21 protein-coding genes are annotated in these 25,903 nt (G+C 46.2%); 1 reads left to right on the top strand and 20 read right to left on the bottom strand.

Annotated features, from left to right (window positions below; translation table 11 throughout):
- Nucleotides 1-15: 15 nt before the first annotated feature.
- The 11 genes from ahpF to truB all read right to left on the bottom strand — a co-directional run bounded on the left by ahpF (nt 16) and on the right by truB (nt 14,455).
- Nucleotides 16-1,548 (bottom strand): alkyl hydroperoxide reductase subunit F, encoded by a 1,533-nt coding sequence (gene ahpF, locus BLV66_RS02035; protein WP_086985054.1) that lies wholly within the window; start codon nt 1,546-1,548, stop codon nt 16-18.
- An 11-nt stretch (nt 1,549-1,559) separates the two neighbouring features.
- On the bottom strand, nt 1,560-2,120 hold the full coding sequence (gene ahpC / locus BLV66_RS02030) for an alkyl hydroperoxide reductase subunit C (RefSeq protein WP_086941524.1): 561 nt from the start codon (nt 2,118-2,120) through the stop codon (nt 1,560-1,562).
- 390 nt (nt 2,121-2,510) lie between these two features.
- A complete protein-coding gene (gene lepA / locus BLV66_RS02025; protein WP_086985055.1) occupies nt 2,511-4,334 on the bottom strand; it encodes a translation elongation factor 4 in 1,824 nt (607 codons plus the stop codon).
- Nucleotides 4,335-4,726: 392 nt separating this feature from the next.
- Nucleotides 4,727-6,373: a phosphoenolpyruvate carboxykinase (ATP) gene (locus tag BLV66_RS02020; RefSeq protein WP_086985057.1), complete on the bottom strand. Its 1,647-nt coding sequence runs from the start codon at nt 6,371-6,373 to the stop codon at nt 4,727-4,729.
- A 214-nt stretch (nt 6,374-6,587) separates the two neighbouring features.
- Nucleotides 6,588-7,730: a molecular chaperone DnaJ gene (gene dnaJ / locus BLV66_RS02015; protein ID WP_086985058.1), complete on the bottom strand. Its 1,143-nt coding sequence runs from the start codon at nt 7,728-7,730 to the stop codon at nt 6,588-6,590.
- A 100-nt stretch (nt 7,731-7,830) separates the two neighbouring features.
- A complete protein-coding gene (dnaK, locus tag BLV66_RS02010) occupies nt 7,831-9,651 on the bottom strand; it encodes a molecular chaperone DnaK (protein WP_086985060.1) in 1,821 nt (606 codons plus the stop codon).
- A 46-nt stretch (nt 9,652-9,697) separates the two neighbouring features.
- The gene (gene grpE, locus BLV66_RS02005) at nt 9,698-10,234 is read right to left on the bottom strand and encodes a nucleotide exchange factor GrpE (RefSeq protein ID WP_086985062.1); all 537 of its coding nucleotides are present in this window, start codon (nt 10,232-10,234) and stop codon (nt 9,698-9,700) included.
- A gap of 22 nt (nt 10,235-10,256) precedes the next feature.
- Complete coding sequence (hrcA, locus tag BLV66_RS02000) at nt 10,257-11,291, bottom strand: heat-inducible transcriptional repressor HrcA (protein ID WP_086985064.1); 1,035 nt, start codon at nt 11,289-11,291, stop codon at nt 10,257-10,259.
- Nucleotides 11,292-11,427: 136 nt separating this feature from the next.
- Nucleotides 11,428-12,558, bottom strand: a complete 1,131-nt coding sequence (gene hemW, locus BLV66_RS01995) for a radical SAM family heme chaperone HemW (protein ID WP_086985066.1) — start codon at nt 12,556-12,558, stop codon at nt 11,428-11,430.
- Entirely contained in the window at nt 12,559-13,521 is a 963-nt protein-coding gene (ribF, locus tag BLV66_RS01990) for a riboflavin biosynthesis protein RibF (protein WP_086985068.1), read from the bottom strand. It abuts the gene before it with no gap.
- A 22-nt stretch (nt 13,522-13,543) separates the two neighbouring features.
- Nucleotides 13,544-14,455, bottom strand: a complete 912-nt coding sequence (gene truB / locus BLV66_RS01985) for a tRNA pseudouridine(55) synthase TruB (protein WP_086985070.1) — start codon at nt 14,453-14,455, stop codon at nt 13,544-13,546.
- A gap of 172 nt (nt 14,456-14,627) precedes the next feature.
- Between truB and BLV66_RS01980 the strand changes: the two genes are divergently transcribed.
- Nucleotides 14,628-15,482, top strand: a complete 855-nt coding sequence (locus tag BLV66_RS01980) for a DegV family protein (RefSeq protein ID WP_086985072.1) — start codon at nt 14,628-14,630, stop codon at nt 15,480-15,482.
- A gap of 178 nt (nt 15,483-15,660) precedes the next feature.
- On the opposite strand, the gene BLV66_RS01975 is transcribed toward BLV66_RS01980, so the two are convergent.
- From BLV66_RS01975 to clpX, 9 genes are all read right to left on the bottom strand, one after another.
- Nucleotides 15,661-15,921: a DUF1294 domain-containing protein gene (locus BLV66_RS01975; protein WP_086985073.1), complete on the bottom strand. Its 261-nt coding sequence runs from the start codon at nt 15,919-15,921 to the stop codon at nt 15,661-15,663.
- Nucleotides 15,918-17,159: a peptidase T gene (gene pepT / locus BLV66_RS01970; RefSeq protein ID WP_086985075.1), complete on the bottom strand. Its 1,242-nt coding sequence runs from the start codon at nt 17,157-17,159 to the stop codon at nt 15,918-15,920. Before pepT ends, BLV66_RS01975 begins: the two co-directional genes overlap by 4 nt.
- A 14-nt stretch (nt 17,160-17,173) precedes the next feature.
- Nucleotides 17,174-18,307 carry a Nif3-like dinuclear metal center hexameric protein gene (locus tag BLV66_RS01965; protein ID WP_086985077.1) on the bottom strand — a complete coding sequence of 378 codons (1,134 nt, stop codon included), beginning with the start codon at nt 18,305-18,307 and terminating at the stop codon, nt 17,174-17,176.
- Complete coding sequence (locus tag BLV66_RS01960) at nt 18,304-19,008, bottom strand: tRNA (adenine(22)-N(1))-methyltransferase (RefSeq protein ID WP_086985079.1); 705 nt, start codon at nt 19,006-19,008, stop codon at nt 18,304-18,306. Before BLV66_RS01960 ends, BLV66_RS01965 begins: the two co-directional genes overlap by 4 nt.
- Before the next feature lie 137 nt (nt 19,009-19,145).
- Entirely contained in the window at nt 19,146-20,282 is a 1,137-nt protein-coding gene (rpoD, locus tag BLV66_RS01955; protein WP_086985082.1) for an RNA polymerase sigma factor RpoD, read from the bottom strand.
- Nucleotides 20,283-20,308: 26 nt separating this feature from the next.
- Nucleotides 20,309-22,186 carry a DNA primase gene (gene dnaG / locus BLV66_RS01950; protein ID WP_086985084.1) on the bottom strand — a complete coding sequence of 626 codons (1,878 nt, stop codon included), beginning with the start codon at nt 22,184-22,186 and terminating at the stop codon, nt 20,309-20,311.
- Nucleotides 22,187-22,305: 119 nt separating this feature from the next.
- Nucleotides 22,306-23,580 (bottom strand): MFS transporter, encoded by a 1,275-nt coding sequence (locus tag BLV66_RS01945; RefSeq protein WP_086985086.1) that lies wholly within the window; start codon nt 23,578-23,580, stop codon nt 22,306-22,308.
- 119 nt (nt 23,581-23,699) lie between these two features.
- The gene (gene yihA / locus BLV66_RS01940) at nt 23,700-24,308 is read right to left on the bottom strand and encodes a ribosome biogenesis GTP-binding protein YihA/YsxC (protein ID WP_086985088.1); all 609 of its coding nucleotides are present in this window, start codon (nt 24,306-24,308) and stop codon (nt 23,700-23,702) included.
- Nucleotides 24,309-24,453: 145 nt separating this feature from the next.
- Complete coding sequence (gene clpX, locus BLV66_RS01935; RefSeq protein WP_086985090.1) at nt 24,454-25,707, bottom strand: ATP-dependent Clp protease ATP-binding subunit ClpX; 1,254 nt, start codon at nt 25,705-25,707, stop codon at nt 24,454-24,456.
- Nucleotides 25,708-25,903 lie beyond the last annotated feature (196 nt).

The following is a 25,903-nucleotide window of genomic DNA, read 5'->3' as shown; positions in this document are numbered from 1 at the left end:
TTTCTGGATTTGAGCTTATTGACGGATCAGGTGATCGAATGCGCCCAAAGCGGCAGTCGCTCCGGCACCCATCGAGATGATGATTTGTTTGTAAGCACTGTTTGTGCAATCTCCGGCAGCAAATACGCCATCCAGATTGGTTGAACCATGGTTGTCGACGATTACTTCGCCACGTTCATTCAACGCAACGCCAGAATCCTTCAACCAAGCCGTGTTTGGAACCAAGCCGATTTGAACGAATACACCTTCAAGTGCGATGGTGTGCTCCTCATTCGTAGCGCGGTCCACGTAGGAGATGGCTTCCACTTGTTCGGTCCCGGTGATTGCCTTCGTCGCCACATTGGTTATGACTGTGACGTTCTTCAAAGCATGGACACGGTCCTGCAATACTTGATCGGCTTTCAATTCCGGCAAGAACTCGAGCACGTATACGTGTTTCGCCAAACCGGCCAAATCGATCGCCGCTTCTATTCCGGAATTGCCGCCGCCGATGACAGCAACGTCTTTCCCTGCAAACAACGGACCATCGCAATGCGGACAGTTGGTCACACCTTTCGTGCGGAACTCTTCCTCACCGGGAACGTTGACATTGCGCCAATGCGCGCCGACTGTAAGAATAGCGGTCTTGGCTTTGAGTACTGCGCCGTTTTCCAGCTCAACCTCGATCAGGTCATTTTTGCGGATACTTGTCGCGCGTTGGCCTTTCATGATATCGACCTTATACTGATTCACATGTGCTTCCACTTGCGCCATCAGCTTCGGTCCTTCCGTGTAAGGCGTCCCGATCATGTTTTCGATGCCGACAGTGTCCATGACTTGTCCTCCGTAGGTTTCGACGACCATGCCGGTCTTGATGCCTTTACGGGCAGCGTATATGGCCGCGCTGTTGCCTGCGGGGCCTCCACCTACCACCAGGACGTCGAAAATATCCTTATCGGCGAACTCATCCGCACTTGTCGGACCGGCGGCTTTATCGATCAATTGCTCAATCGTCATGCGGCCACTGGCAAACTCTTCCCCATTAAGGAAAACAGTCGGAACAGCCATGATTTTCTTGGCTTCGATTTCATCCTTGAACATGCCGCCCTCGATCATAACGTGGGAGATTTTCGGATTCAGCACGGACATGATGTTCAATGCCTGGACAACATCCGGGCAGTTATGACAAGTCAAGCTGACATAAGTCTCGAAATGGAGCTCTTTGTCGATCGCTTTTATGCGCTTGACAATGCTGTCATCCACTTTTGGAGCCCTTCCGCCTACCTGCAGCAATGCCAGGATAAACGAAGTGAACTCATGGCCCAACGGAAGTCCAGCGAACGTAATGCCGCTTTCCGTTTCTGGACGTGTAATCGTAAAACTGGGAGTACGGGTTAAGGGTGCATTTTCGAAAGTAATCTTCTCCGACATACCGGCAATTTCCTGCAAAAACTCACTGACTTTCCCGGAATTTTCATCCTCGCCCAGACTGGCTTTGAAAACAACATCCGATTCCAACAGTTCCAGATATTGGCCGAGTTGCCCTTTGATTTCTGTATCTAATGCCATGGGAAGCCTCCTTAAATTTTACCTACCAAGTCCAAGCTAGGTTTCAATGTTTCCGCGCCTTCTTTCCATTTTGCAGGGCAAACTTCGCCTGGATGAGTGCGGACATATTGACCTGCACGGATTTTATCGATTAAACCACTTGCGTCACGGCCGATACCGTCAGCGTTGATTTCCACTGCCTGCACGATGCCGTCCGGATCGATGATGAACGTTCCGCGTTGAGCCAGGCCTTCATCATCCAAGACATCAAATCCGATCGAAATCGCATGCGATGGATCTCCGATCATAGTATATTCGATTTTTCCAATAGCTGGTGAATGGTCGTGCCATGCTTTATGCGTGAAGTGCGTGTCGGTTGATACGGAATAAACCTCTACTCCCAATCCTTGCAAAGTTGGATATTGGTCCTGAAGATCTTCCAATTCAGTCGGGCAAACGAAAGTGAAGTCCGCAGGGTAAAAACAGACGATGCTCCATTTTCCTTTCAGGTCTTCCGATGAAACTTCAATAAATTCACCTTTGTGATAAGCATTCGCTTTAAATTCCACTATTTCTTTTCCGATTAATGACATTTCAATTCCTCCAATTATAATAATTATTTTAGAATAATCCCTATCAATAACTATATAGAATCCGGCATTAACGGTCAAGTTTTAACACCTGATAACTATTATTATTTTTCCATTTTTTAAAAGAGTGGATGTGATCTTCCGAAAACCTTTAGGAATATAGGGATTATCGATTTAAAAATCGGACTGCTCTTCAGTAGGATGTCATTGATACTTTAATATGTGGAAATCCCTTGTTTTAAAATCCCTGATAGTCAGCTGACCAGAACACGCCCCATTCTCAATTAGGTATTCCCATTCTCAATTGAAAAAGAACGCACCTGGATTATTATATATTCCAGGTGCGTTCTCAAATTGTATTTATTCCAAAGAATCTACAGACTCCCTTTTGGGTTAATCCTCGTCCATCTTCAGAACGGCCATGAAGGCTTCTTGTGGAACCTCGACGGATCCGACTTGCTTCATGCGCTTCTTGCCTTCTTTTTGTTTATCCAGCAATTTGCGCTTACGGGAAATATCCCCGCCGTAACATTTAGCCAGTACGTTTTTGCGCAAAGCTTTGATGGTGGTCCTTGCCAAAATCTTGTTGCCGATTGTCGCTTGGATCGGAACCTCGAACTGTTGGCGTGGAATCAATCCGCGCAGTTTTTCTGTGATTATCTTTCCGCGGGCATAGGCGAAATCGCGATGCACGATCAAACTCAAGGCATCGACAGCTTCCCCGTTCAAAAGGATGTCCATCTTGACCAGTTTGCTTGGACGGTAGCCGATCAATTCATAATCAAGGGAAGCGTAACCCTTCGTGCTTGATTTCAATCTGTCGAAGAAATCAAAGATGATTTCTGACAGGGGCATTTCATAGACGACATTGACGCGGAAATCATCCAAATAATCCATCGTAATGAAATTGCCGCGTTTCTTCTGGGCGATATCCATGACCGCGCCGACATACTCATTCGGTACCATCATGCTTGCTTTGACATACGGTTCTTCGACACTTTCAATGGTTGTCGCATCGGGCATTTCCGAAGGGTTGTCGATTTCCAAAAATTCGCCATCGGTTTTGTTGACGCGATAAATAACAGACGGTGCTGTCGTGATGATATCCAGATCGAATTCGCGCTCGATCCGTTCCTGGATAACGTCCATGTGCAACATCCCTAAAAATCCGGTACGGAAACCGAATCCTAGCGCTTGCGATGATTCCGCCTCGAACTGCAAAGAAGCATCGTTCAATTGCAGTTTTTCCAAAGCTTCACGCAAGTCGTTGAAGTCTGATGCATCAACTGGGTAAATACCGCAGTACACCATCGGGTTCATTTTGCGGTAGCCGGCCAGGGCTTCGCTGGCGGGATTGTTCGCCAAAGTAACCGTGTCACCAACCTGTGTATCTTGGATCGTTTTGATCCCGGCAGTCAAATAGCCGACGTCCCCAACCATCAAAAAGTCGCGTTTGATCGGTTTCGGAGAGAAAATACCTACTTCGATGACTTCATACTCCTTGCCGTTAGCCATGAATCTGATCATGTCACCCGGGCGGACTACACCATTTTTGATCCGGATATTCAGTACGACTCCCCGGTATGGGTCATAGATCGAGTCAAAAACTAAGGCTTGCAAAGGTGCTTCCAAATCACCTTCCGGAGCCGGGACTTTTGCGACGATCTGTTCCAGCAGCTCAGGGATGCCCAAGCCGATTTTCGCGCTCGCCAAAACCGCATCGCTGGCATCAATTCCGATGACATCCTCAACTTCAGCCCTTACGCGTTCAGGATCTGCAGCTGGCAAATCGATTTTATTGATGACAGGCACGATTTCCAGGTTGTTGTCCAAAGCCAAATAAACGTTGGCAAGGGTTTGTGCTTCGACTCCTTGCGCCGCATCCACTACCAGAATGGCCCCTTCGCAGGCTGCCAAACTGCGGGATACTTCATACGTAAAGTCGACGTGTCCCGGTGTATCGATCAGATGGAAGATGTAATCTTCTCCGTCATTGGCTCTGTAAGTCAATTCGACGGCGTTTAGTTTTATGGTGATGCCTCGTTCTCTCTCGAGATCCATGGAATCCAATAATTGTGCTTGCATATCACGATCGGCGACTGTATCAGTCATTTGGAGAATTCTATCCGCCAATGTGGATTTCCCATGGTCAATATGGGCAATGATGGAAAAATTTCTTATCTTTTTTTGTCGTTGCTTCATCTCTTCTAAGTTCATTTATCGTTGCTCACTTTCTCTGACGTCCATTCGTTCACTTGAAAATTATACCAATCTAAAGCATTTATGACAAGACGCCGACTCAGATTGGCAAGTCTTTCTCACTTTTGTTTGGATAATAAGCGAAAAAAGAATCCGGAGGCTCCCCACCGGATTCTTTCCTGAACACATAAAGCAATAAGTCAATTTTATTAAACTAAAAGTGCATCACTGTAGGTGCTCCACGAATTTCCAATATGTTCCATGCATTCAACATTGATGTCTAGCTACACGGGTTAACCCTTCGGAAATTAGATAAATCGTGCCTATTGCGCTCTACGATGCTCAGTCGGCACGATTTCCTAAATTTCTTTCAGGGCTAAACGAACCCGTTCCGCTTTTCCCTCTTAAACTTAAAAAGCATCAATGATATTTTGCAATGCTTGGATGGATTCATCAGGCAGCGGCATACTCGGATGGGCAGCATTGAATTCTTCCAAGAAATCTTCCCGCAGCTGCATGCGTCTTCTCACCAACTTCGTATAGTCTTTGTCATCAAAATCGGGGTTGAAGCCTTCCACCGGCAGATAGCTGAGATGCGGAGCAGCACCGAATGGCACGAATGACGCTGTCCCTTCAACAACACTTTCAATGACGCCTAGAGACACTTCCTTCGGTATTTTTTTACCCATGAAAAATCCAGTATTGATGATGTAGCAGTCGACATCTTCGTGAGCCAACAATTCTTTGAAGCCGGCATAATCTTCAACCAACGGATAGACCCGGAACGGATTTGCGAATGGTTCGATGACCAGTGTATCGGTCGACTCTCCTTTCTTCAGTGTTTCCGCAGTCGTGCGTTTCGTAGCCAACGTCGTGCCGAATGTTGCCGCCAAGACCGCTTCGTCCACCTTCACCAAAGGCGGCAAGGCATCGTCCTTCATGATCCAGTAGACAGCATTGATTGGTTCTTCGAACTTATCCACGCGGTTCGGAGTGGAATAACGTGATTTGACCGTCCGTCCGTTGCCGTTGCGGATATCTTCCGTGACCAGCACAATTTTGCCGTCATGATCCTTTGTCACGCCCACATTCTGGACAGTAACGAAATAGTTCTGTTCAGGATGATCAGCGGGATAGTCCTGAGTTTTGTCGTAATAGGAAGGTTCCAAAGCGATGGAGGAGCCATCCGTCAAATCGATCAGGAAGGCATCATCATGCAGCACTTTGACTTCGTATTTGTTGTCGTGCTTCGAATGGGTCAAAGTCGATTTTCCCGACCCCGAAAGCCCGAAGAAGGAAGCAACATAGGAACCGCCATCATGCAGGCGGAAGTGTTTTTGTCCGCCATGACAAGCAACGTAGCCATTGCGATGCCCCGTTCCCCAAGCAAGCGTTAATGTGCCTTTTTTGAACTCTCCAAAATATTGCATGCCGAGGATGCAAGCTACGTTTTTATCAGGCTCGAACACAGCCACACCTAGCGGATAATCTGGATGGCGCCAGTCGGGATCCGTATAGATGTAGATGTCGCCTTCGTTGTATGCTTTCGAATGTGCATACATTTCCTGATATTCCGGGTTGTCCCACTGGAAGTTCAATAGCCAGGAGTAAAGATTGTTTTCGTTCCCTTCAGGAAAAGCGATATGCGCCTTGATGATGAAATCTTTATCCAAACCTACATACCCTGTCGTTTTATAATAATGACGAAGTCTGTTTTGATAAATGACATCCATGATGATGGCTTGAAGTATTTCGTCTTCTTCCTTGTTCTCTCCGATGATCCGTTTGGCGCGGGCAGTACGGCCGATGATTCTGCCGCCGTTTTCGACAAGGACCTTGGCATCATCCGGCAACCCCAATTCTTTTGCATGGAGAACAGGCAGGTCGGTCACCACCACACCGTCAGCGTTCAGCGCGAGTTCATAGGCTTCCGTCATGTCCGTGACTTCCCGCATGTTTTTGCCATAAAAAGCTGTTTCGACCGTTGTCCGGAACTTCGTAAGTAAAGGGTTGGACTTCTTTAATTCGGTTCTATTGAACGATTCTATAGTAGCCATTTAAGTCACCTCTTTTATTTGATAGTTCCATTATAATCCTATTCCTTCGAAATGTAACCCCTTTCATACGGAAATTAGCGAATATTTACTCTTTTTCTATAAAAAAAGTGTTGTTTGTCCTCATGTTAGTTACAATAACTCTAACAGAATAGTCTAGGGACAAAAAAAGAACCGATGCTGTGTTGTTTCCAACGCATCGGTTCTTTCAGCGAACTTATTTTTTATTTTTGAAGGCGTCCTTCACTTTATCAAAAAAATTGGCGTCATCTTCCACCAACGTATCGCCGCCTGCTGCTGCGAATGCGCGGATTGCCTCTCTTTGCTTCTCGCTAAGGTTCTTCGGTGTTACAACAGTGACTTTGACGTGCTGATCACCATTTCCGGTTCCACGCAAGCGTGGCGCCCCTTTGCCTTTCAGACGGAAATTTGTACCCGTTTGTGTCCCGGCAGGAATCTTCAACTTGACTTTGCCATGCACAGTCGGCACTTCAATCTCGTCACCCAAAGCTGCTTGGGCGAAGCTGATTGGAAGCGTGTAATGGATCTCTGTCCCTTCGCGATCGAAAATATCGCTTGGTTCCACTTGGAAAACGACATAGAGGTCGCCATACGGGCCGCCATTGCTGCCGACTTCTCCTTGGCCGTTCAAGCGCATCTGTTGTCCATCGTCGACACCTGGGGGGATTGTGACTGCCACAGAGTGATCAGTTTCAACATGCCCACGTCCGTAACACGTAGTACATTTTTCCGTGATTTCCTTGCCTGTTCCGCTGCAGACATCACATACTGCTTGCGTCATTACGCGGCCGAAAGGCGTATTCCTTTCGACACCGACAGCTCCTGAACCATGACATTTCGAACACGTTTTCGGTTGTGTGCCCGGTTTTGCGCCGGAACCACTACAGGTTTTACATTCTTCATCACGTTTGTAACGGATGGTTTCTTTCTTCCCGAAAATCGCTTCTTCAAATGTGAGGTGGATACGGTACTGTAAATCAGAGCCTTGACGGGGGGCGTTCGGATTTCTGCCACGACCGCCGCCGCCTCCGAAAAAGGAATCAAAGATATCTTCAAAACCGCCCGAGAAGCCGCCGAAGCCGCCGCCACCATAACCGCCGCCTGCGCCAAAATTGGGATCGGTGCTGGCATGGCCGTATTGGTCATAGGCTGCGCGTTTGTTGCCATCGCTCAAGACTTCATACGCCTCTGCAAGCTCCTTGAATTTGTCTTCTGCGCCCGCCTCTTTGTTGATATCCGGGTGGAACTTCTTGGAAAGTTTCCGGTAAGCTTTTTTTATCTCATCGTCTGTGGCATCCTTCGACACACCCAAGACATCGTAATAATCTCTTTTCGCCATTGTTTCGCCTCCATTGCTTGGCTTCATCTGAACATTTTGTCTCTATACAGTGAGAGAAGCCAATGCAGTTATGCGTTGGCTTCCTCTCGTTAGAGTTGACTTATTTGTCATCTACTTCTTCAAAATCGGCATCAACGACACCATCGTCAGTCGCTGACTCGTGTGCGCCTTCTTGTTGTTGCGCTTGAGCAGCTTGCTCATAAAGTTTGACAGTCAGGTTTTGAACAAGCTCATTCAAAGCATCACGCTTCGTTTTCATTTGATCCAAATCATTTGCTTCGACTGCTGCTTTCAGTTCGTCTCTAGCTTCTTCAGCTTTCTTCACTTCATCAGCGTCGACTTTTCCGTCTAGCTCTTTTAAAGTTTTGTCAGTCTGGAAGATTAATTGATCCACTTCGTTGCGCAGTTCAACTTCTTCTTTGCGCAATTTGTCTGCTTCAGCGTTCGCTTCTGCATCTTTCACCATTTTTTCGATTTCTTCGTCAGTCAGACCGGAAGATGATTTGATGGTGATTGTTTGTTCTTTTTGAGTGCCCAAGTCTTTAGCGCGAACATTGACGATACCATTTTTGTCTATATCAAATGATACTTCGATTTGCGGAACACCACGAGGTGCTGATGGAATATCCGTCAATTGGAAACGACCTAATGTTTTGTTGTCTGCTGCCATCGGACGTTCGCCTTGCAAAACATGGACATCAACAGCTGGCTGGTTGTCCGCTGCAGTCGAGAATACTTGTGATTTGCTTGTCGGGATTGTCGTATTGCGGTCGATCAATTTAGTGAACACGCCACCCATTGTTTCGATACCCAATGATAAAGGTGTAACGTCCAATAATACGATGTCTTTTACGTCACCGGAGATAACTCCCCCTTGGATAGCAGCGCCCATTGCAACAACTTCATCTGGGTTAACGGATTTGTTCGGCTCTTTGCCTGCTTCTTTACGGACTGCTTCGATGACTGCAGGGATACGTGTTGAGCCACCGACCAGGATGATTTCATCGATTTCGGAAGTGGATAGACCTGCATCCTTCAATGCTTGGCGTACAGGTCCTTTTGTACGTTCAACCAAGTCATAAGTGATTTCATCGAATTTAGCGCGGGTAAGCGTCAATTCCATGTGCAACGGACCTGCTTCGCCGGCAGTGATGAACGGCAAGCTGATTTGAGTTGAAGTTACGCCAGAAAGATCTTTTTTGGCTTTTTCAGCAGCGTCCTTCAGGCGTTGTTTCGCCATTTTGTCGTTTGAAAGGTCGATTCCGTTTTCTTTCTTGAATTCTGCAACCAAGTAATCGATGATTTTGTTGTCGAAGTCATCTCCGCCTAATTTGTTGTCGCCGGCTGTACTCAACACATCAAATACGCCATCGCCTAATTCAAGGATGGAAACGTCGAATGTTCCGCCACCCAAGTCAAATACAAGGATTTTTTCGTCTTTATCAGTTTTGTCCAAACCGTATGCCAAAGCTGCAGCAGTCGGCTCGTTGACGATACGCTCTACTTCCAGACCGGCAATTCTTCCGGCATCTTTAGTCGCTTGACGCTGTGCATCGTTGAAGTAAGCCGGAACTGTAATAACGGCTTTATCAACTTTTTCGCCTAGATAGTCTTCTGCGTAGCCTTTCAGATATTGAAGGATCATCGCTGAAACTTCTTGTGGTGTGTAGCTTTTGCCTTCCACTTCCACTTTGTAGCCAGCATCGCCCATGTGGCGTTTGATCGAGCTGATTGTGTTCGGATTAGTCACTGCTTGGCGTTTAGCGACCTCGCCCACTTGGATTTCACCGTTTTTGAATGAAACGACAGATGGTGTCGTACGATTCCCCTCTGGATTTGGGATGATTTTAGCTTCTCCGCCTTCTAATACAGCGACAGCTGAGTTTGTTGTTCCTAAGTCAATACCGATAATTTTGCTCATGATGTTATTCCCCTCTATAATGAAATTTTTATGTTTATCAATAAAACTATTCTGCCACAATAACCATTGCGGGTCTTAAAACGCGTTCTTTCAAGGTGTAGCCTTTTTGGACTACCGCGACGACTGCATCAGGCGCTTGACCTTCAGCAGCCGGTTGCATTTGAATGGATTGATGGAAATTTGGATCGAAAGGTTGGTCAATCGGATCGATTGGAGAAATACCCTCTTTGGCGAAAGCTTCCGTGAATAGGTTCATGACCATTTCCAAACCTTTTTTCAGGTTCAAAGATTTTTCATCTTCCACTTCAATCGCTAATGCGCGTTCCAAGCTGTCCATTACCGGCAACAATTCCTGTGCCAAAGACTGGGAACGGAATTTCGCCGCATCCTGTCTTTCTTTTGCGTTGCGCTTCTGAATATTGGCAAGTTCAGCTTGTAGGCGCAGCAAGCGATCCTCCGTTTCGGACAAGGTTGCTTTCAAGGTATCAACCTCACTTGCTTCCGTAACCGTCTCTTGACCTTCAACAACCGTTGTTTCAACGGTCGCTTGTTCCTGGTTCACTAATTCTTCGTTATTGTCCACTTCAAAATCTCCTTTGTCGTGCTTATTTGTTCAGATCATTCAAGCTATCAGAAAGTTCGTAACGCATAAACTTCATGATACTGATCATTTTTTGATAAGGCATATTGGTTGGCCCCAGTAATGCAATCAGGCCCTTACCGTTGCCGGCCGTGTCATAAGTAGCCGTGATCAGGCTAAAATTATGCAACAGCTCATTATTCAATTCCGTTCCAATCTTTACGCCGACGCCATCATTGGGGTTTGAAAAAAGCGCATGGATGTCTGGAGATCCATTCAGCATGCTTAAAATGGCTTTGACTTTATTCTTGTCCATCGTCGCATCTAAATGGTTCAGAAGATTCATGCTGCCACCTACATGAAAGCGGTCATGCTCCAACTTCGCAACGATGTCATTGAAGATCGCTGTGAAATCGATTTTTGCATCGACGTACTTCCGGATAATCACCGGAATGTCCGTTTGCAGTTTGATGAATACTTCCTGCAGTGTGCGGCCTACAAGTTCCTGATTGAAGATGTTTACGATTTTTTCTATCTCAGAGGCTGAGAAGCCCGGCGAAACAGAAAAAATCTGATTTTCCACATGTCCTTTATCAGTAACCAATATGGCCATCACATGCCCTTCATTGAGTGAAACCAATCTGAACCCCGTCAAGCGGCTATCCTTTGTTTCAGGCCCAATCGCCAAAGCAGTGTAATTCGTCAAAAAGGACAGCATTTCAGCTGATTTTTCGACAACTTGCTGCACTTCCCGGTAAGGATTCTGAAAACCGTGTTTGATTGTCTGTTTGACGTCATCAGCAACTTCTTCACTTTCTTTGCCCAATAATTGATCCACATAGTAACGGTAGCCTTGGATGGACGGTATCCTGCCGGATGAAGAATGCATTTTTTCCAGGAAGCCCAGTTCTTCAATCCGCATCATTTCGTTACGGATGGTGGCGGAACTCAAGGACAAAGCAGATTCCTTAAGAAGCGTCTTCGAACCGATTGGCTCCTCGAATTCGATGTAATGCCTGACAATTAAATCCAAAATAAGCAACTGTCTTTCTGTTAACAAGATTTTCACCTCACTTTAGCACTTGACTACAATGAGTGCTAACCATAAATAAATTTATCACGGGTTACAGGCTTTGTCAACGGAATACAATCATTTTTCATAACATTATCGGCACCCCACTGGCATCGAACGCATTTCACATCAAGAAAGAACGGAATACTTCGTTGCCGAGGAAAACACCTCTTTGGGTCAATCGGATCCTGTCGCCATCGACCAGTAGCAATCCGTCCGCAACTAAATCCGCGATGACGGCGGCATACTGGTCCAACAGCGGTGTCTGGAATTTATCGGCAAAATGTTTTTGGCTGACGCCAACCATCGTACGCAGACCCAGAATCATTTCTTCTTCCATCTGTTCATTTTTCGACAACTGCTGCTGTCGGATGATCGGCAGATTATTTTCGCGCAATGGCGCCAGATACTGCTGGATTGGTCCATGATTGTGATAGCGGATCCCATCGATATAGCCGTGAGCACCTGCCCCGAAACCGAAATAGGCCTCATTTTTCCAATAAGTGAGATTGTGCTGGGATTCATAGCCCGGCAACGCAAAGTTGGAGATTTCGTATTGATTCCTGCCGTTTCTTGACATTGTCTCGATGGCAAGGGCGTACATATCTGCCTCTGTGTCTTCCGAAGGCAACGGCAGTTTCCCCTGACGCATCAAGTTGTAGAAAACCGTTTTATTCTCGAGGATCAAAGCGTAGATCGAGTAATGCGGCAAATCCAATTCCAAGGCTTTTTTAAGACTGTCTTCAAAATCAGCCATCGTTTGATTCGGCAGTCGGAAGATCAGATCGATGGTCATGTTTTCGAATCCGGCTCTGCGGGCATCGGCCACAGAAGTGTACACTTGCTCGGCTGTATGGATGCGGCCGATTTTTTTCAGAATGTCGTTATTAAATGATTGGACCCCCATGCTCAAACGATTGACCCCATAATCACGCATGATCTTCAGCTTCTCGAAAGAAATACTTTCCGGATTGGCTTCCATCGTGAACTCGGCGCCCTTCGGCAAGGAGTAGGTGCTGCGGATGCCGTTCAACAGCTTCTCCAGCTGGCGCTCATTCAGTGTCGTCGGTGTGCCGCCGCCGATATAGAAAGTGCTGATCTCTTCTTTGGGATGCCGCTGCTTCGACAGCTGCATTTCCTTTATTAAAGCATCCACATATTCGTCAACCGGCTGGCCTTCCAAAAACACTTTGTTGAAGTCGCAATAAAAACAGATGTGTTCGCAGAAAGGGATGTGCAAATAAGCCGCTGCCATTTAGAGGGTCACCTCATCCACTGGGTGTTCCTTAAAATAGGCGATCGTATCGGCTTCATCACTTTTAAGCTGCGCAATCAGTTGGTCAACGCCGGAAAATTTGATTTCGCTACGGATAAAATGATGCCATCTGACAGTTACATCCTCACCGTAGATCATTTTATCGAAGTCCAGTATATATACTTCCACGGTTTTATCGCGGCCAGCTTCAAAAGTGATGTTGTGCCCGATAGAAGCCGTGCCGCGGTACCAGGTTCCGTTCACTCTGATGCTCACGATGTATACGCCGTTCCTAGGCAAGCGTGTGTGTTTTTCGGTCTGGATATTGGCAGTCGGGAAACCCAATAGTCTGCCTCGTGCATCGCCATGGATGACAGTGCCGTCGATCTGATAGATATAGCCTAAGTATGCATTCGCTTTTTCCATATTCCCCTCGGCTAATGCTTCCCGGATATGGGTGGAGCTGATTTTTTCGGCTTCGTTCTTAAATTCGGCAACTTCGATGACTTCGAAGCGGCCCTTTGCATAATTCACCAATTGCTTCATATTTGCGATTTCTCTGGGCCCATAGGTGTAATCGAAACCGGCAACGACTGCGGCAGCATGCAGGCCGCTGATGTATTGGTCGACAAATTCCTGCGGTCTCAATGAGGCAAAGGCAGATGTGAATGAGACGACGAAGAAATAATCAACGCCCAAGCTTTCGAATATTTCGGCTTTGCGGTTGACGGTCGACAAATACTGCATCGTTTCCGGGTTCATCTTCTGAAAAACGATGCTCGGATGATGATTGAAGCTCATGACGGCAAGTTTGAGGTTCTTCTTTTCGGCAACTTCCTTTGCCCTTTTGATCACTTCTTGATGTCCTCGATGGACGCCGTCAAAGTATCCCAACGCCAACACGACTTGCTCGTCTGGTATCAGTGTTTGGTCATAGGGATGATGTATATGCATTATTTCCATTGCTAAGGCAACTCCTTGGTGTTTATGATAAGAACATTTTTCTGGGTTTGATGAAACCGGATTTGGTCGGATGCGGTTCGTACATCGCCACGATTTTTCCCTGGTAGGTGAACAAAACGGGGGCTTTCATGGTTTCAAATGGTCCATCTTTAGGAAGAACCGCACCATTTTTCACCTTATCCCACAGTTCATCGTCAAGCGCAATCTGATGATACGTTTCGAATACCGAGTCGATTGGCTTCAGATGCGCGTCAATTTCGTTATTTGCCATTGCTTCAGCCACTTGCTGCAAGGTCAGGCAATCATCCTTCGCGAAGGATCCGCTCATCGTGCGCGTCAGGCTGGACATGTACGCCGGATAACCCAATGATGCGCCCAAATCGACAGCTAAGGTCCGCACATAGGTCCCTTTTCCGCAAGTTACCCGAAAGCTCCAGGACATCGTTTGCTCTTCCGCATGATAGACGGGTTCTGAAATCCGCTCAAAACTCATGACGTGGATGCTTCTTTGCGGTCTTTCGACGGTCAAACCTTTGCGGGCGTATTCGTACAGCCTTTTTCCGTTCACCTTGACCGCGGAATACATCGGCGGAACTTGGATGCTCTCGCCAACCATGGCTTCCATCGCAGCATCGATTTCAGCCAAAGACAGGTCTTGCGCAACCGCCGTCTTCGCAATCGTTTCGCCTTGGCTATCCTCAGTCGTTGTGGCGACTCCGATAGTGATTTCCCCTTCGTAAGCTTTGTCCGTGTCAGTCAAAAATTCGACGACTTTGGTGGCTTTTCCGATGCAGATCGGCAAAACGCCATCAACTTCCGGATCCAGTGTACCGGTATGCCCCACTTTTTTAGTTTTCAGTATTTTTCTAAGTTTGAATACGCAGTCGTGACTTGTCATGCCGCGTTCTTTCCATAAAGGTAATATTCCGTCCATATGTCTGTAACCTACTTTCTTCTACAACTAACCTATTATAGCATAATCTATTCTACACGAAAAAACATCAACAATAGAAGAATATGCTTACAATCATAGTGATAACTGCGTTACTTTTCCTGGAAAATCTGCTATGCTTAAAGAAATAAGACTGCAATGAAGGAGAATCATCATGCCAAACTTCAAAATTGTGACCGATTCCACAACGGAATTGTCCGCCGAAGAAATTGACAGATATGGAATCACCGTTATCCCGCTTTCATCCATGATTGATAACGTGCTGTATTACGACGGCGTCACCATAACCAAACCTGAGTTTCTTGAAAAAATGATGAATAGCAAGGAATTGCCAAAATCATCCCAACCAGCCATGGGCACTTTTTTGGATAAATACAACGAATTGACAGCTGATGGCAGCGAAGTTTTGTCCATCCATGTAACCGAAACACTGAGCGGAACCGTTAATTCTGCTCACCAGGCGGCTAAACTAGCCCATGGCAAAGTCACCGTCATCGATTCGAAGTTTTGTGCCAGAGCTACCGCCTTTCAGGTATTGGAAGCGGCCAAGTGTGCCGCTGAAGGATTGACAGTGGAAGAAACATTGCCTCGTGTCACCGCCGTCAAGGACCGCACCCTGCTGTACATCTGCATCGTTAACCTGGAAAACATGGTCAAGGGCGGACGCATCGGAAAAACGATGGGTCGCATCACAACGCTGTTGAACATCAAAGTTAACCTGAAAATGATCGACGGCGCATTGACTACTGACATCAAAGGCCGCGGCACAAAAGCTATCGTCAAGCGCTATGAAGAGATTATCGAAGACCTGAAGCAGAAATATTTGGATGTTGAAGCGATCGGCATCACGCATGACGGTTTGTCGGAATATTCGAACCAAATCATCGGCATGCTAAAGGCTGCGTTCCCCAACGCCCAGATGTACACGTCCTACGCCAGCGCCAGCGTCATGACCCACGCCGGCCCCGAAGCCGTATCCCTCCAATTCCTAATGAAAAACAAAGCATAATAAAGAGGCTGTCTCCAAAAAATAATGGGATAGCCTCTTTATTATGGTTTAGCGGTATGATTGTCCAGTCTGGGTTCGCGTTTTTGGCGGGTTATTTCGCATGTCTTTCGGCGCCCTCGTGCCAAACATTCATATCAATAGGAAGGGCTACCTCGAAAAAATGAGTCAGCCCATTTCATCAAAGTAAGATATAGGATGTTATTCCTGTTAAAATGGTTCCCAAAGCGAAGACTACTTTGAAACTCAGGTGTTTCGTCTTATGGCGGAAGTGATGCATCCCCAGCAGTCCGCCCAGGCCGCCACCGAAAAATCCGAGCAGGAGCAGATTGCGTTCCGGTATGCGCCAAGTTTTTTGCCGCGCTTTCTTTTTATCGATGCCCATCAACATGAATAGCACGAGGTTCGCCAGGATGAAGTAAATGAGCACTGGATTTCTCATTGTTCTCCGTATCCTTGGCTTTGTCTGATGATTTCCACGATGACCGCAACGGCCTTTTCCATTGATTGGACAGACACAAATTCATAACGTCCGTGGAAATTTTCTCCCCCGGCAAAAATATTTGGAGTGGGCAGACCCATGAAGGACAACTTGGATCCGTCTGTCCCGCCGCGGATCGGTTCGATGATCGGGGTGATTCCCACTGACTTCATCGCTGCTTCCGCCAGATCGACTGGACGCATATCCTCTTTCAGCACTTCCCCCATGTTGTAGTACTGATCGTGCATTTCGATAGTGATGCGTTCTTCAGTCAATTCCTTGTTCATGCGTTCAGCCAGCGTAAGCATGGTGGTTTTCCTGTTCTCAAAAAGCTCCTTGTCATGGTCCCTGATGATGTAGGTCATCTTGCTTTCTTCCACATTGCCTTCAATGCCCAACAGATGATAAAAGCCTTCGCGCTTTTCGGTTTGTTCAGGCACTTCATTTTGCGGCAAAGCGCTGTCGTAAGCGATGGCCAACTTGATCGCATTCACCATCGTGTCCTTGGCAGTGCCTGGATGCACATTTTTGCCCTGGATCGTTACGATGGCTTGCGCGGCATTGAAGCTTTCAAATTCAAGTTCTCCCAATGGTCCGCCATCCATCGTATAGGCAAAGTCGCAGCCGAAGCCGGCCACATCAAAAAGATCAGCTCCACGGCCGATTTCCTCATCCGGTCCGAAAGCGACTTTGATGTCCCCGTGTTCCAAATTATCCGCTGCTTTTATCGCTTCCAACGCTGTGATGATTTCGGCGATGCCGGCTTTGTCGTCCGCACCCAGCAACGTTTTCCCGTCGGTAGTGATCAAAGTCTGACCGACGTAGTTCTTCAAAGAAGGAAAATCCTTCGGCGAAAGGATCAGCTGTGTTTCAGCATCCAAGATTAGATCATTGCCCGCATAGTCATCCCAAATAAGTGGATTGACATGTGCGGCTTCAAAATCAGCTGTATCCATATGGGCGATGAACCCGATGACGGGGAACGCTTTTTCGGAATTTCTGGGCAAAAGTGCCGTCACGAATCCATTGGCCGCATTGTATTGGATATCCGAAAGTCCGATGGCTTCCAGTTCCGGCATCAAAACAGTTTTGGCGAATTCCACCTGATTTTGGGTAGAAGGCACTGTCGGACTTTTTTCATCCGATCTCGTCTCGAATTTAACGTATTTCAAAAAACGCTCCACTAATTTTTCTTGCATTCATTGACACCCTCTCACAATTGACTGTCGAAAATGAAAGGATCCGTGTTGATTTCGGAAGCGATGACTTCCAGATCCCACTCATTTTCTTTTTTCCATTCATTAAATAATTCCAATAATTTCGGTTTGCAGATCTGTTCGATGTGATGGCCCGGATCGATTACGGTCAGCCCATCAGCTTGCATATCGTGGGCCGTGTGGTAGTAGACGTCGCCAGTGATGTAGACATCCGCACCCTTTTTGATTGCTTTCCGGTAATATTTGCCGGCATCCCCGCCGCAGATGGCAACGCGGGTGATCGTCTGATCCAAATCGGCTGTGATGAAGCGCATGCCTTCGATCTGGAAAACATCCTTCACGTACTGGATAAAGGAACGCAATGACATCGGCAAAGCTAAATTGCCGACCCTCCCCAGACCGTATTCGCGTTGGAAATTATTGATCGTGTAGATTTCATAGATGGGTTCTTCGTAAGGATGCGATTCATACAGCGCCTCCAATACTTCCGCCAAATACTTGTCTTCGACGAGCATCTCAATTTTCTTTTCTTGCACCGCTTCGGGTTCGTTGATGTGGCCGATGGCAGGTTTTGCGCCTTCGAGCGGCGTGAAGCGACCTACTCCTTGTACTTCGTAGGAGCAGTGACTGTATTCGTCGGAAATGTTCCCCGCTCCTGCATCGGTCATAGCCACTCGGACACGATTGCATTCCGCATTCGGCACGCATACGGATATTTTTTTCACAGGCACGCGCTTCGTGACGTCCATAATTTCAACATCCAACAGCCCCAACGCTTCAGAGAGCCAGTCGTTCATCCCGTTGTTCGCATTGTCCAGATTCGTGTGGGCCGCATAGACGCTGATGTCATGTTTCAGCAGATCGACGTACATCTTTGTTTGCTTGTCTGAAACGTCCAGATTTTTTAACGGTCTGTAGATCGGCGGATGATGGGAGAAGATAAAGTCGACTTGCTTCTCGATGGCCTCCTGAACGACTTCCGGACGGACATCAAGCGTCACCAATATACGGTGGACCGGACGGCTCAAGTCTCCTAAATGGAGGCCCACCGGATCTCCCTCCTCTGCCAGCCAAGTCGGAACATGCGATTCGAATAACTCGATGAATTCATAACCAGTAATGCTTTTCATGATTTCAGCACCTCTTTAATTTCATTGATTTTATTGATCACTTGCTGTTCTTTATCGTTCAGATTATTGCTTGCTTTTTGCATGCTGTCCAATATGTATTGGCACTTGTCGATTTCGGATAGCCATTTTTTGCGGAACGTCTCATTTTTTTCCTTAAGCAAGAAACGACCGAAGCTATATTCCAAATCAGTATAGTTTTCTGGCGTTTCTGCATTTTCGGCAACGATGATTTCATAAATCTTTCCGTTTTCTTCCAATATCGTTTCGTCGATGATTTTGTATTGATGGGCAATCAACCATTCACGCAGTTTCTTTTCTCCATTATTGGGCTGAAGGATCAACCGTTCCACACCAACCAATTTATCTTTCAGTCGGCCTTTTTCCAAAATTTTGGAAATCAAGTCCCCACCCATCCCGCAGATGGTGACGACGTTTATATGATCCGTCGGCTCGATCACATCCATGCCATCGCCAAGTCTGGCACTGACGCGATTACCGACTCCTGATGTTCTGATCTGTTCCGCTGCTGATTCGAAGGGGCCCTTCACAACTTCCCCTGCCAATGCGTACCTGATGACGTCGCGCGCTGCCAAAACACAAGGCAAATAAGCGTGATCCGAGCCGATATCGGCCAGTCTGGCGTTTTCCGGCACAAAACCTGCGACCGTCTCGAGTCTTACGGATAATTGTTGATTGTTCAACCTTATCCCTCCATTTCCATTTTTGCTGATAATTCTATTTTAGCATAATTCCATTTCATATATCCCATTAATCCTATTATCAATCAGAAAATGGCATAAGAAAAACCCGAGTGCAATACCTCGGGTTAGGGTGCTTATTACTCAAGAAAATCTTTTAATTGTTTCGAGCGGCTTGGGTGACGCAGTTTGCGCAAAGCTTTCGCTTCGATTTGGCGAATACGCTCGCGGGTGACGCCGAATACTTTGCCCACTTGCTCCAAAGTCCGCACGTTGCCGTCGTCAAGGCCGAAACGCAGACGCAGGACGTTTTCCTCACGGTCGGTCAAAGTGTCCAACACTTCCTCAAGTTGTTCCTTCAAGAGTGTTTGGGCAGTATGGTCAGCTGGACTCAGGACTTCTTGATCTTCGATGAAATCGTCTAAGTGGGAATCATCTTCTTCTCCGATAGGCGTTTCCAAAGAAACCGGCTCTTGGGCGATTTTAAGGATTTCTCTGACTTTTTCAGTCGGAAGGTCCATTTCGGCACCGATTTCTTCCGGTGTCGGTTCGCGACCTAAATCCTGTAGCAATTGACGTTGGATGCGGACCAATTTATTGATTGTTTCAACCATATGTACAGGGATACGGATCGTTCTGGCTTGGTCGGCGATGGCACGGGTGATGGCTTGACGGATCCACCAAGTTGCGTAGGTGGAGAATTTGAATCCTTTAGTGTGGTCAAATTTTTCGACAGCTTTCATCAGGCCCATGTTCCCTTCCTGGATCAGATCCAAGAATTGCATCCCTCGGCCCACATAACGTTTTGCGATCGAAACAACAAGACGCAAGTTGGCTTCAGCCAATTGTTGTTTCGCTTCTTGATCGCCTTCTTTGATGCGGAGAGCCAAATTGACTTCTTCCTCTGCGTTCAACAAAGGCACACGGCCGATTTCCTTCAGGTACATGCGGACCGGGTCGTTGATTTTCACTCCGGGAGGCACAGCCATCGGGTCTTCTTCTTCATCCTTCTTGGCTGCTGCTGGTTTTTCAGGCTTCACTGTTTCTTTGGCAAGTTGACGAGCAGTCGGACCGCCGTCTGCGTCTACGACGCTGACACCGCCATCTTCCATTTTTTGTATCAGCTTATCCATTGCATCCGCGTCCAATTGGAAAGGCGTAGCTATCTTATCGGCCAATTCGTCGTAGAAGACGGACCCCAATAATTTGTGTTCTGCGATCAGCTTTTTGGTGACCTGTTCTAACGTGAAACCTTGATCATTTTTTTCGATTGCCATAAAATGATTCCTCCATTCGATGCGGGCTATTTCTTTGTTGCTTTTAATTCTTTTGATAGTGAAACGATTTCCAACATGATTGTCTTCAGACGCTCGTTGTCATTTTTCTTTCGGGCTTCCTTCATTTCTGCCTGTTTCTTGGTCAGCTGGTCTTGAAGGGATGACTTATCCCGGATGATATGGACGAGATCCTGAATTTCCTGATAAGTGACTTCCGAATCCAATTGGAACCATTCGATCTCCGTAATCACATTTTGAAGTGCTTGATTGTTGATGCGGTCCAAAAATTGGTCGATATTCCCGACCAACCCAGTCTGCCTGAAAAATTCTTCATACAAAATGTAAATCGTCTGATAATCATCATGGATGAAATTAAAATCTGCATCAATTTCGTTCAGATACGACCAGACCTCTTCGAAATGAAACAGACGGTAGAGCAATTGTTTTTCACTTTGCTCTGCCTGGGTCATTTTGCGTTTGTTCGTGCTTGGATACACCGAGTGAGAGGTGGCATCATGCGGTACGGCTCTCCTGACCGGCTCGCGTTCAGGCCGTTGCTGAAGCACTTCTTGTTGATACCCCTTCAATTGCTTTTGCAGGATATCTACCGGGATACTGAATTCATCCGCGATATCCTTCATGTAAAGCTCTCTTTCGATCAAAGAATCTAGGGGGGCCAATGCCTTAAGCATGGTTTCGATATAGGTGATGCGGTTTTTTTCGGAATCCAGGTTCAGATTCATCTTGAGGTAGCGTGAATAGAACTGAATGACTGTTTCCCTGCTGTTTTTCAGTGCCTTAACGAATGCCTCCGGACCTTTTTGTTGGATGTATTCATCCGGATCCATACCTGCTTCCAACGGGAAAATCGAAATATCGAAGTGCTTGTTGCGTTCCAGTATTTCTATGGCGCGCTTGGTCGCTTCGACACCGGGACGATCGCCGTCATAGGCAATAACTATTTTGTCGGCCGTTTTCGTCAGTATCCGGTTCTGTTCATCCGTCAGACTAGTCCCCATCGAGGCGACGCCATTTTTAACACCCGCTTGCCAAGCGGATATGACATCCATATACCCTTCAAAAAGGATCACTTCTGAATGTCTCCGGATTTCACTGCGGGCTTTGTCGAAGTTGAAAAGGAAATCCCGTTTATTGAACAACAGTGTTTCGGGGCTGTTCAGATATTTTGCTTCATGGTAACCTGATTCATCCGCTGGGGTTGCATGCAAAATTCGGCCGGAAAAAGCGACCGTCTTTCCTTTAGCGTTCCGCAGCGGGAAAATGATCCGGGCTGAGAACCGATCGAAAAGTTCGTTTTGCCCTTGCCTATCCGTGAAAATACCGCTTTCTTGAAGGAGTCCTTCATCGAATGCCTTCGCTTTCAGCATTTGAAAGAGTGCTGTCCGATTGGATGGAGAGAAACCTATTTGATATTCTTTTAGTGTCTCCGGCGTGAAGCCGCGTTGTATCATATAATCCAGCGCAGCTTGCCCCGTAACGGTGTTCATGAGGACTTGATGGTAAAAAGCCGCAGCTTCCTCATGGATTTGGATCAGTTTTTCTTTTTTTGACTGCAGCGGATTATCTTGCGCATGGTTTTCGTACGAGAAATCCAATTCAATGTTGCTTAATTCGGCTGTCTTAATGACTGCTTCAACGAATGAAATACCCTCGACATCCATCAAAAAAGTAAAAACATTCCCTCCTCTTCCGCAGCTGAAACAGTGAAAAATCTGTTTTTCTTCTGCTACAGAAAATGAAGGGGTCTTCTCGTCATGGAACGGGCAAAATCCGAAATGATTCTTGCCTCTTTTTTTGAGTTGTACATATTGGCTGACGACATCAACAATATTTGTTTCGGTTCTGATCTGCGCTAATTTTTCTTCTGAAATACGTTCTGCCAAATGTCTCCCACCTTGAAGAAATGTCTTCATTTTATAAAAACGCGCATAAAGATGCAAAATAAATTTTACCACATCTGCTCAACACATGCAAATATTTACTCAGCTGGGCATCAAAGTGATCAACCCAGCTGTTCTCCTTTCAAATCCGGAATTTTCACAAAAAACAACAGGATTCCACCGATCACGAACAGGATGATCAGGGCAAAAACCCCATCCAACGAGTTTCCTGTCAGCTGCGAGATGACTCCGACAAGCAACGGACCGACCACTGCCGCAAATTTTCCGAAGATATTATAGAATCCAAAGAATTCGTTCGCTTGCTCTTTCGGAATCAGTTGGCCGAATAAGGATCGGCTCAACGCCTGCACGCCTCCTTGGGCCGTACCGACTAGCAGACCCAAAATAATGAATGTCAGCAAGGAGTCCAACTGCAAAGCATAGATACAAATGAAAATATACGTTACAATACCCACAAAAATCATGTTCTTGTTGCCGAACCGTTTGGATGCACGCCCGTACAGAATGGAGAACGGAAAAGCCACAAACTGGACAACCAGCATGACAACGATCAGTTCATTCGAAGAGAGGCCAATATCCGATCCGACTGCGGTCGCCATTTTGAATATGGTTCCAACCCCGTCGATGTAAAAGAAATAGGCCAGCAAAAACAAAAAGGCTTGTTTGTGTTCCTTAATGTTCTTCAGTGTTTCCCATAACCTGAGGAAACTCTTGCGGATCACTTGCGTTTCTTTTTCGATGTAATAGTTCTGTTTGACATTCTTCCAATAAGGGATGGTGAAGACGAACCACCAAATAGCAGTAAGGATGAAGCCACCTTTCACAATACCGATCGTGCTCACTGGCAAAATGCCTGTCAATTGGAAAAAAATGAAGATGACGAACGGGATGGAACTGCCGATATAACCCCAGCCGAATCCTGCAGAGGAAATACGATCCATCCGTTCATCGGTCGTCACGTCCATCAAGGAGCCATCATAGAAGATATTTGCGCCGGAAAAACCGATAACCGATAACATGTACAATCCCAACAGAAACAGCCAATTCGCAGCAGGCACAAACACGAACCCGATTGTCGCGAAGATACCGGCCAATGTAAAGCCTGTAAATAAGGGATTACGGAAGCCTTTGTAATCCGCGACGGCTCCCAACACAGGAGCAAGCAATGACACAACAAGCGTTGCGGCCGCATTCTCATATCCCCAATAGGCTGTCGAGTCAGCATCCGTCAATCCACCACTTTCCGCAATCGACTTGAAATACAAAGGGAATACTGCCGTCGTGATCATGATGGAGTATGCCGAATTCGCCCAATCCTGCATGATCCAACTTTTTTCTTCGGTAGTATAACGGTTTAGCTTTTTCTCAGTTTCCATATTACCCTCCCTTGTTCTTTTCATTCGACTAGAAACAGCTTGTCTAACCCATCATAACGAATGGACAAAGAATGGGCAACACCCAATAGTAGGATGTTGCCCATTGTTTTTCAATTATTTTATTCTTGTGCTGCTTCATCATACTCAGTCAATATTCCTTCAATCAAGGTCCATGCTTTTTCCAAACCTTCACCCGTTTCTTTTGAGAACATGATCAAAGACTCATCACTCGGAAGATTCAAAGCTTTTTTTATGCGGTAGAAATGTTGATTCCATTTCCCGCGCGGAATTTTATCGCATTTGGTGGCAATGACCGAATAAGGAAGGTTGTAATATTCAATGAAATCCTTCATTTGAATATCGTCTTCGGTTGGCTCATGGCGAAAATCTACAATCAAAAAGACATGTCGTAACGTATCCCGTTGTGTGAAGTACGTCTCTAACATTTGGCCCCATTTGGCCCGTTCTGTTTTTGAAACTTTTGCGTAACCATAACCTGGAACATCTACAAAATAGAATGAATTATTGATTAGATAGAAGTTCAAAGTCTGGGTCTTTCCCGGTTTACTTGATGTCCGCGCTAACGCTTTGCGATTGATGAGTTTATTGATGAACGATGATTTACCCACATTGGACCGCCCCGCCAAAGCGATTTCTGCAAAGCCAGTTGCCGGGTATTGTTTGGGATCGACCGCGCTCATTACGATTTCCGCATCTTTTACGTGCATTTGTTTCCACTCCTTTTCAAAGCCGTCTGCAATTGAAACGACGCTTAATACTATTTCTGCAACCGACTGTCATGATTATGCGAAAAAATCCGGAAATCAGATTGGAAATTGTCTGATTCGCCGGACTTCAAACGCAAGCTCATGTTTAGTTGATTTGTTTGCCGTCTTCATCGAACAGCAACGGCGCACCGATGCCATTCACTATGTTATCCGTAATGACGCACTTCACGATTTCATCTCTGCTTGGGATATCAAACATGATATCCAGCATGATATTTTCGATGATGGAGCGCAGTCCACGGGCACCAGTGTTTCTTTCCAGTGCCTTTTTGGCGATGGAGCGCAATGCGTCATCTTCGAATATCAATTCGACGCCATCCAACTCAAGTAATTTTTTGTATTGTTTTACCAAGGCATTTTTTGGTTGAGTCAGAATATGAACCAAATCGTCTTCTGTCAATTTTTCCAACGCAGCCATTATCGGTAAACGACCAATGAATTCCGGTATCAACCCGAATTTCAACAAATCTTCCGGTATAATCTGCTGCATGATGCTCTTGTCTTCTAAATGTTTGGCTTGTGGAGAGCCGAAGCCGATAACTTTCTCGCCAAGACGTTCTTTCACGATCGTTTCGATGCCGTCAAAGGCACCACCAACAATGAACAAAATGTTCGTCGTGTCGATTTGGATGAACTCTTGTTGCGGGTGTTTTCTGCCGCCTTGCGGTGGAACGTTTGCAACAGTACCTTCCAAAATTTTAAGCAGCGCTTGTTGAACCCCTTCACCACTCACGTCTCTCGTGATCGATACATTTTCACCTTTACGGGCGATTTTATCAATCTCATCGATGTAGATGATTCCGCGTTCAGCCCGCTCGACATCAAAATCGGCAGCTTGAAGCAACTTCAATAGGATATTTTCGACATCCTCACCAACATAGCCGGCCTCCGTCAAACTTGTCGCATCAGCAATCGCAAATGGGACATCCAGGATACGCGCCAATGTTTGACCTAGGAAGGTTTTACCCGAACCAGTCGGGCCTATCAAACAAATATTACTTTTTTGTAACTCTACATTATCGTCTTCTGACATCATACTCATTTGACCGATACGCTTGTAGTGATTATAGACCGCTACAGACAGCGTACGTTTGGCTTTTTCTTGACCAATAACATATTCGCTCAAAATCTTTTGGATTTCCTGCGGTTTTGGCACCTCGGTGAATACCGCTTCGCTTGGTGCATAGATTTCTTCTTCGATGATCTCTTTGCATAAATCTACACACTCATTACAAATATATACATCCGGCCCCGCAATGATCTTTTTCACTTGGTCCTGAGATTTTCCGCAGAATGAACAATGTATTGTTCCGATACTTTCATCATGGAACACAATCATTCTCCTCTCTATATACTTACTTTCCGATCCAGTATAACTTGCCAGGATCCGCCAACTGCTGTGGTGCGTTGACCCTGACCGCTTACGAACGGTTTACATCTTAACACAGAAAGGAAAAATTGAAAAAGAATATGATCCGTATACCTAGTGGGGTTAAAGTCCGAATATATCCCTGAGTATAAACAGATGGGACACT

The sequence above is a fragment of the Trichococcus collinsii genome, from assembly GCF_900107505.1.
GTDB classification, from domain to species: Bacteria; Bacillota; Bacilli; order Lactobacillales; family Aerococcaceae; genus Trichococcus; species Trichococcus collinsii.
Note: the sequence above shows the minus strand (reverse complement) of the source record. Positions and strands in the feature narration are given on the sequence as shown.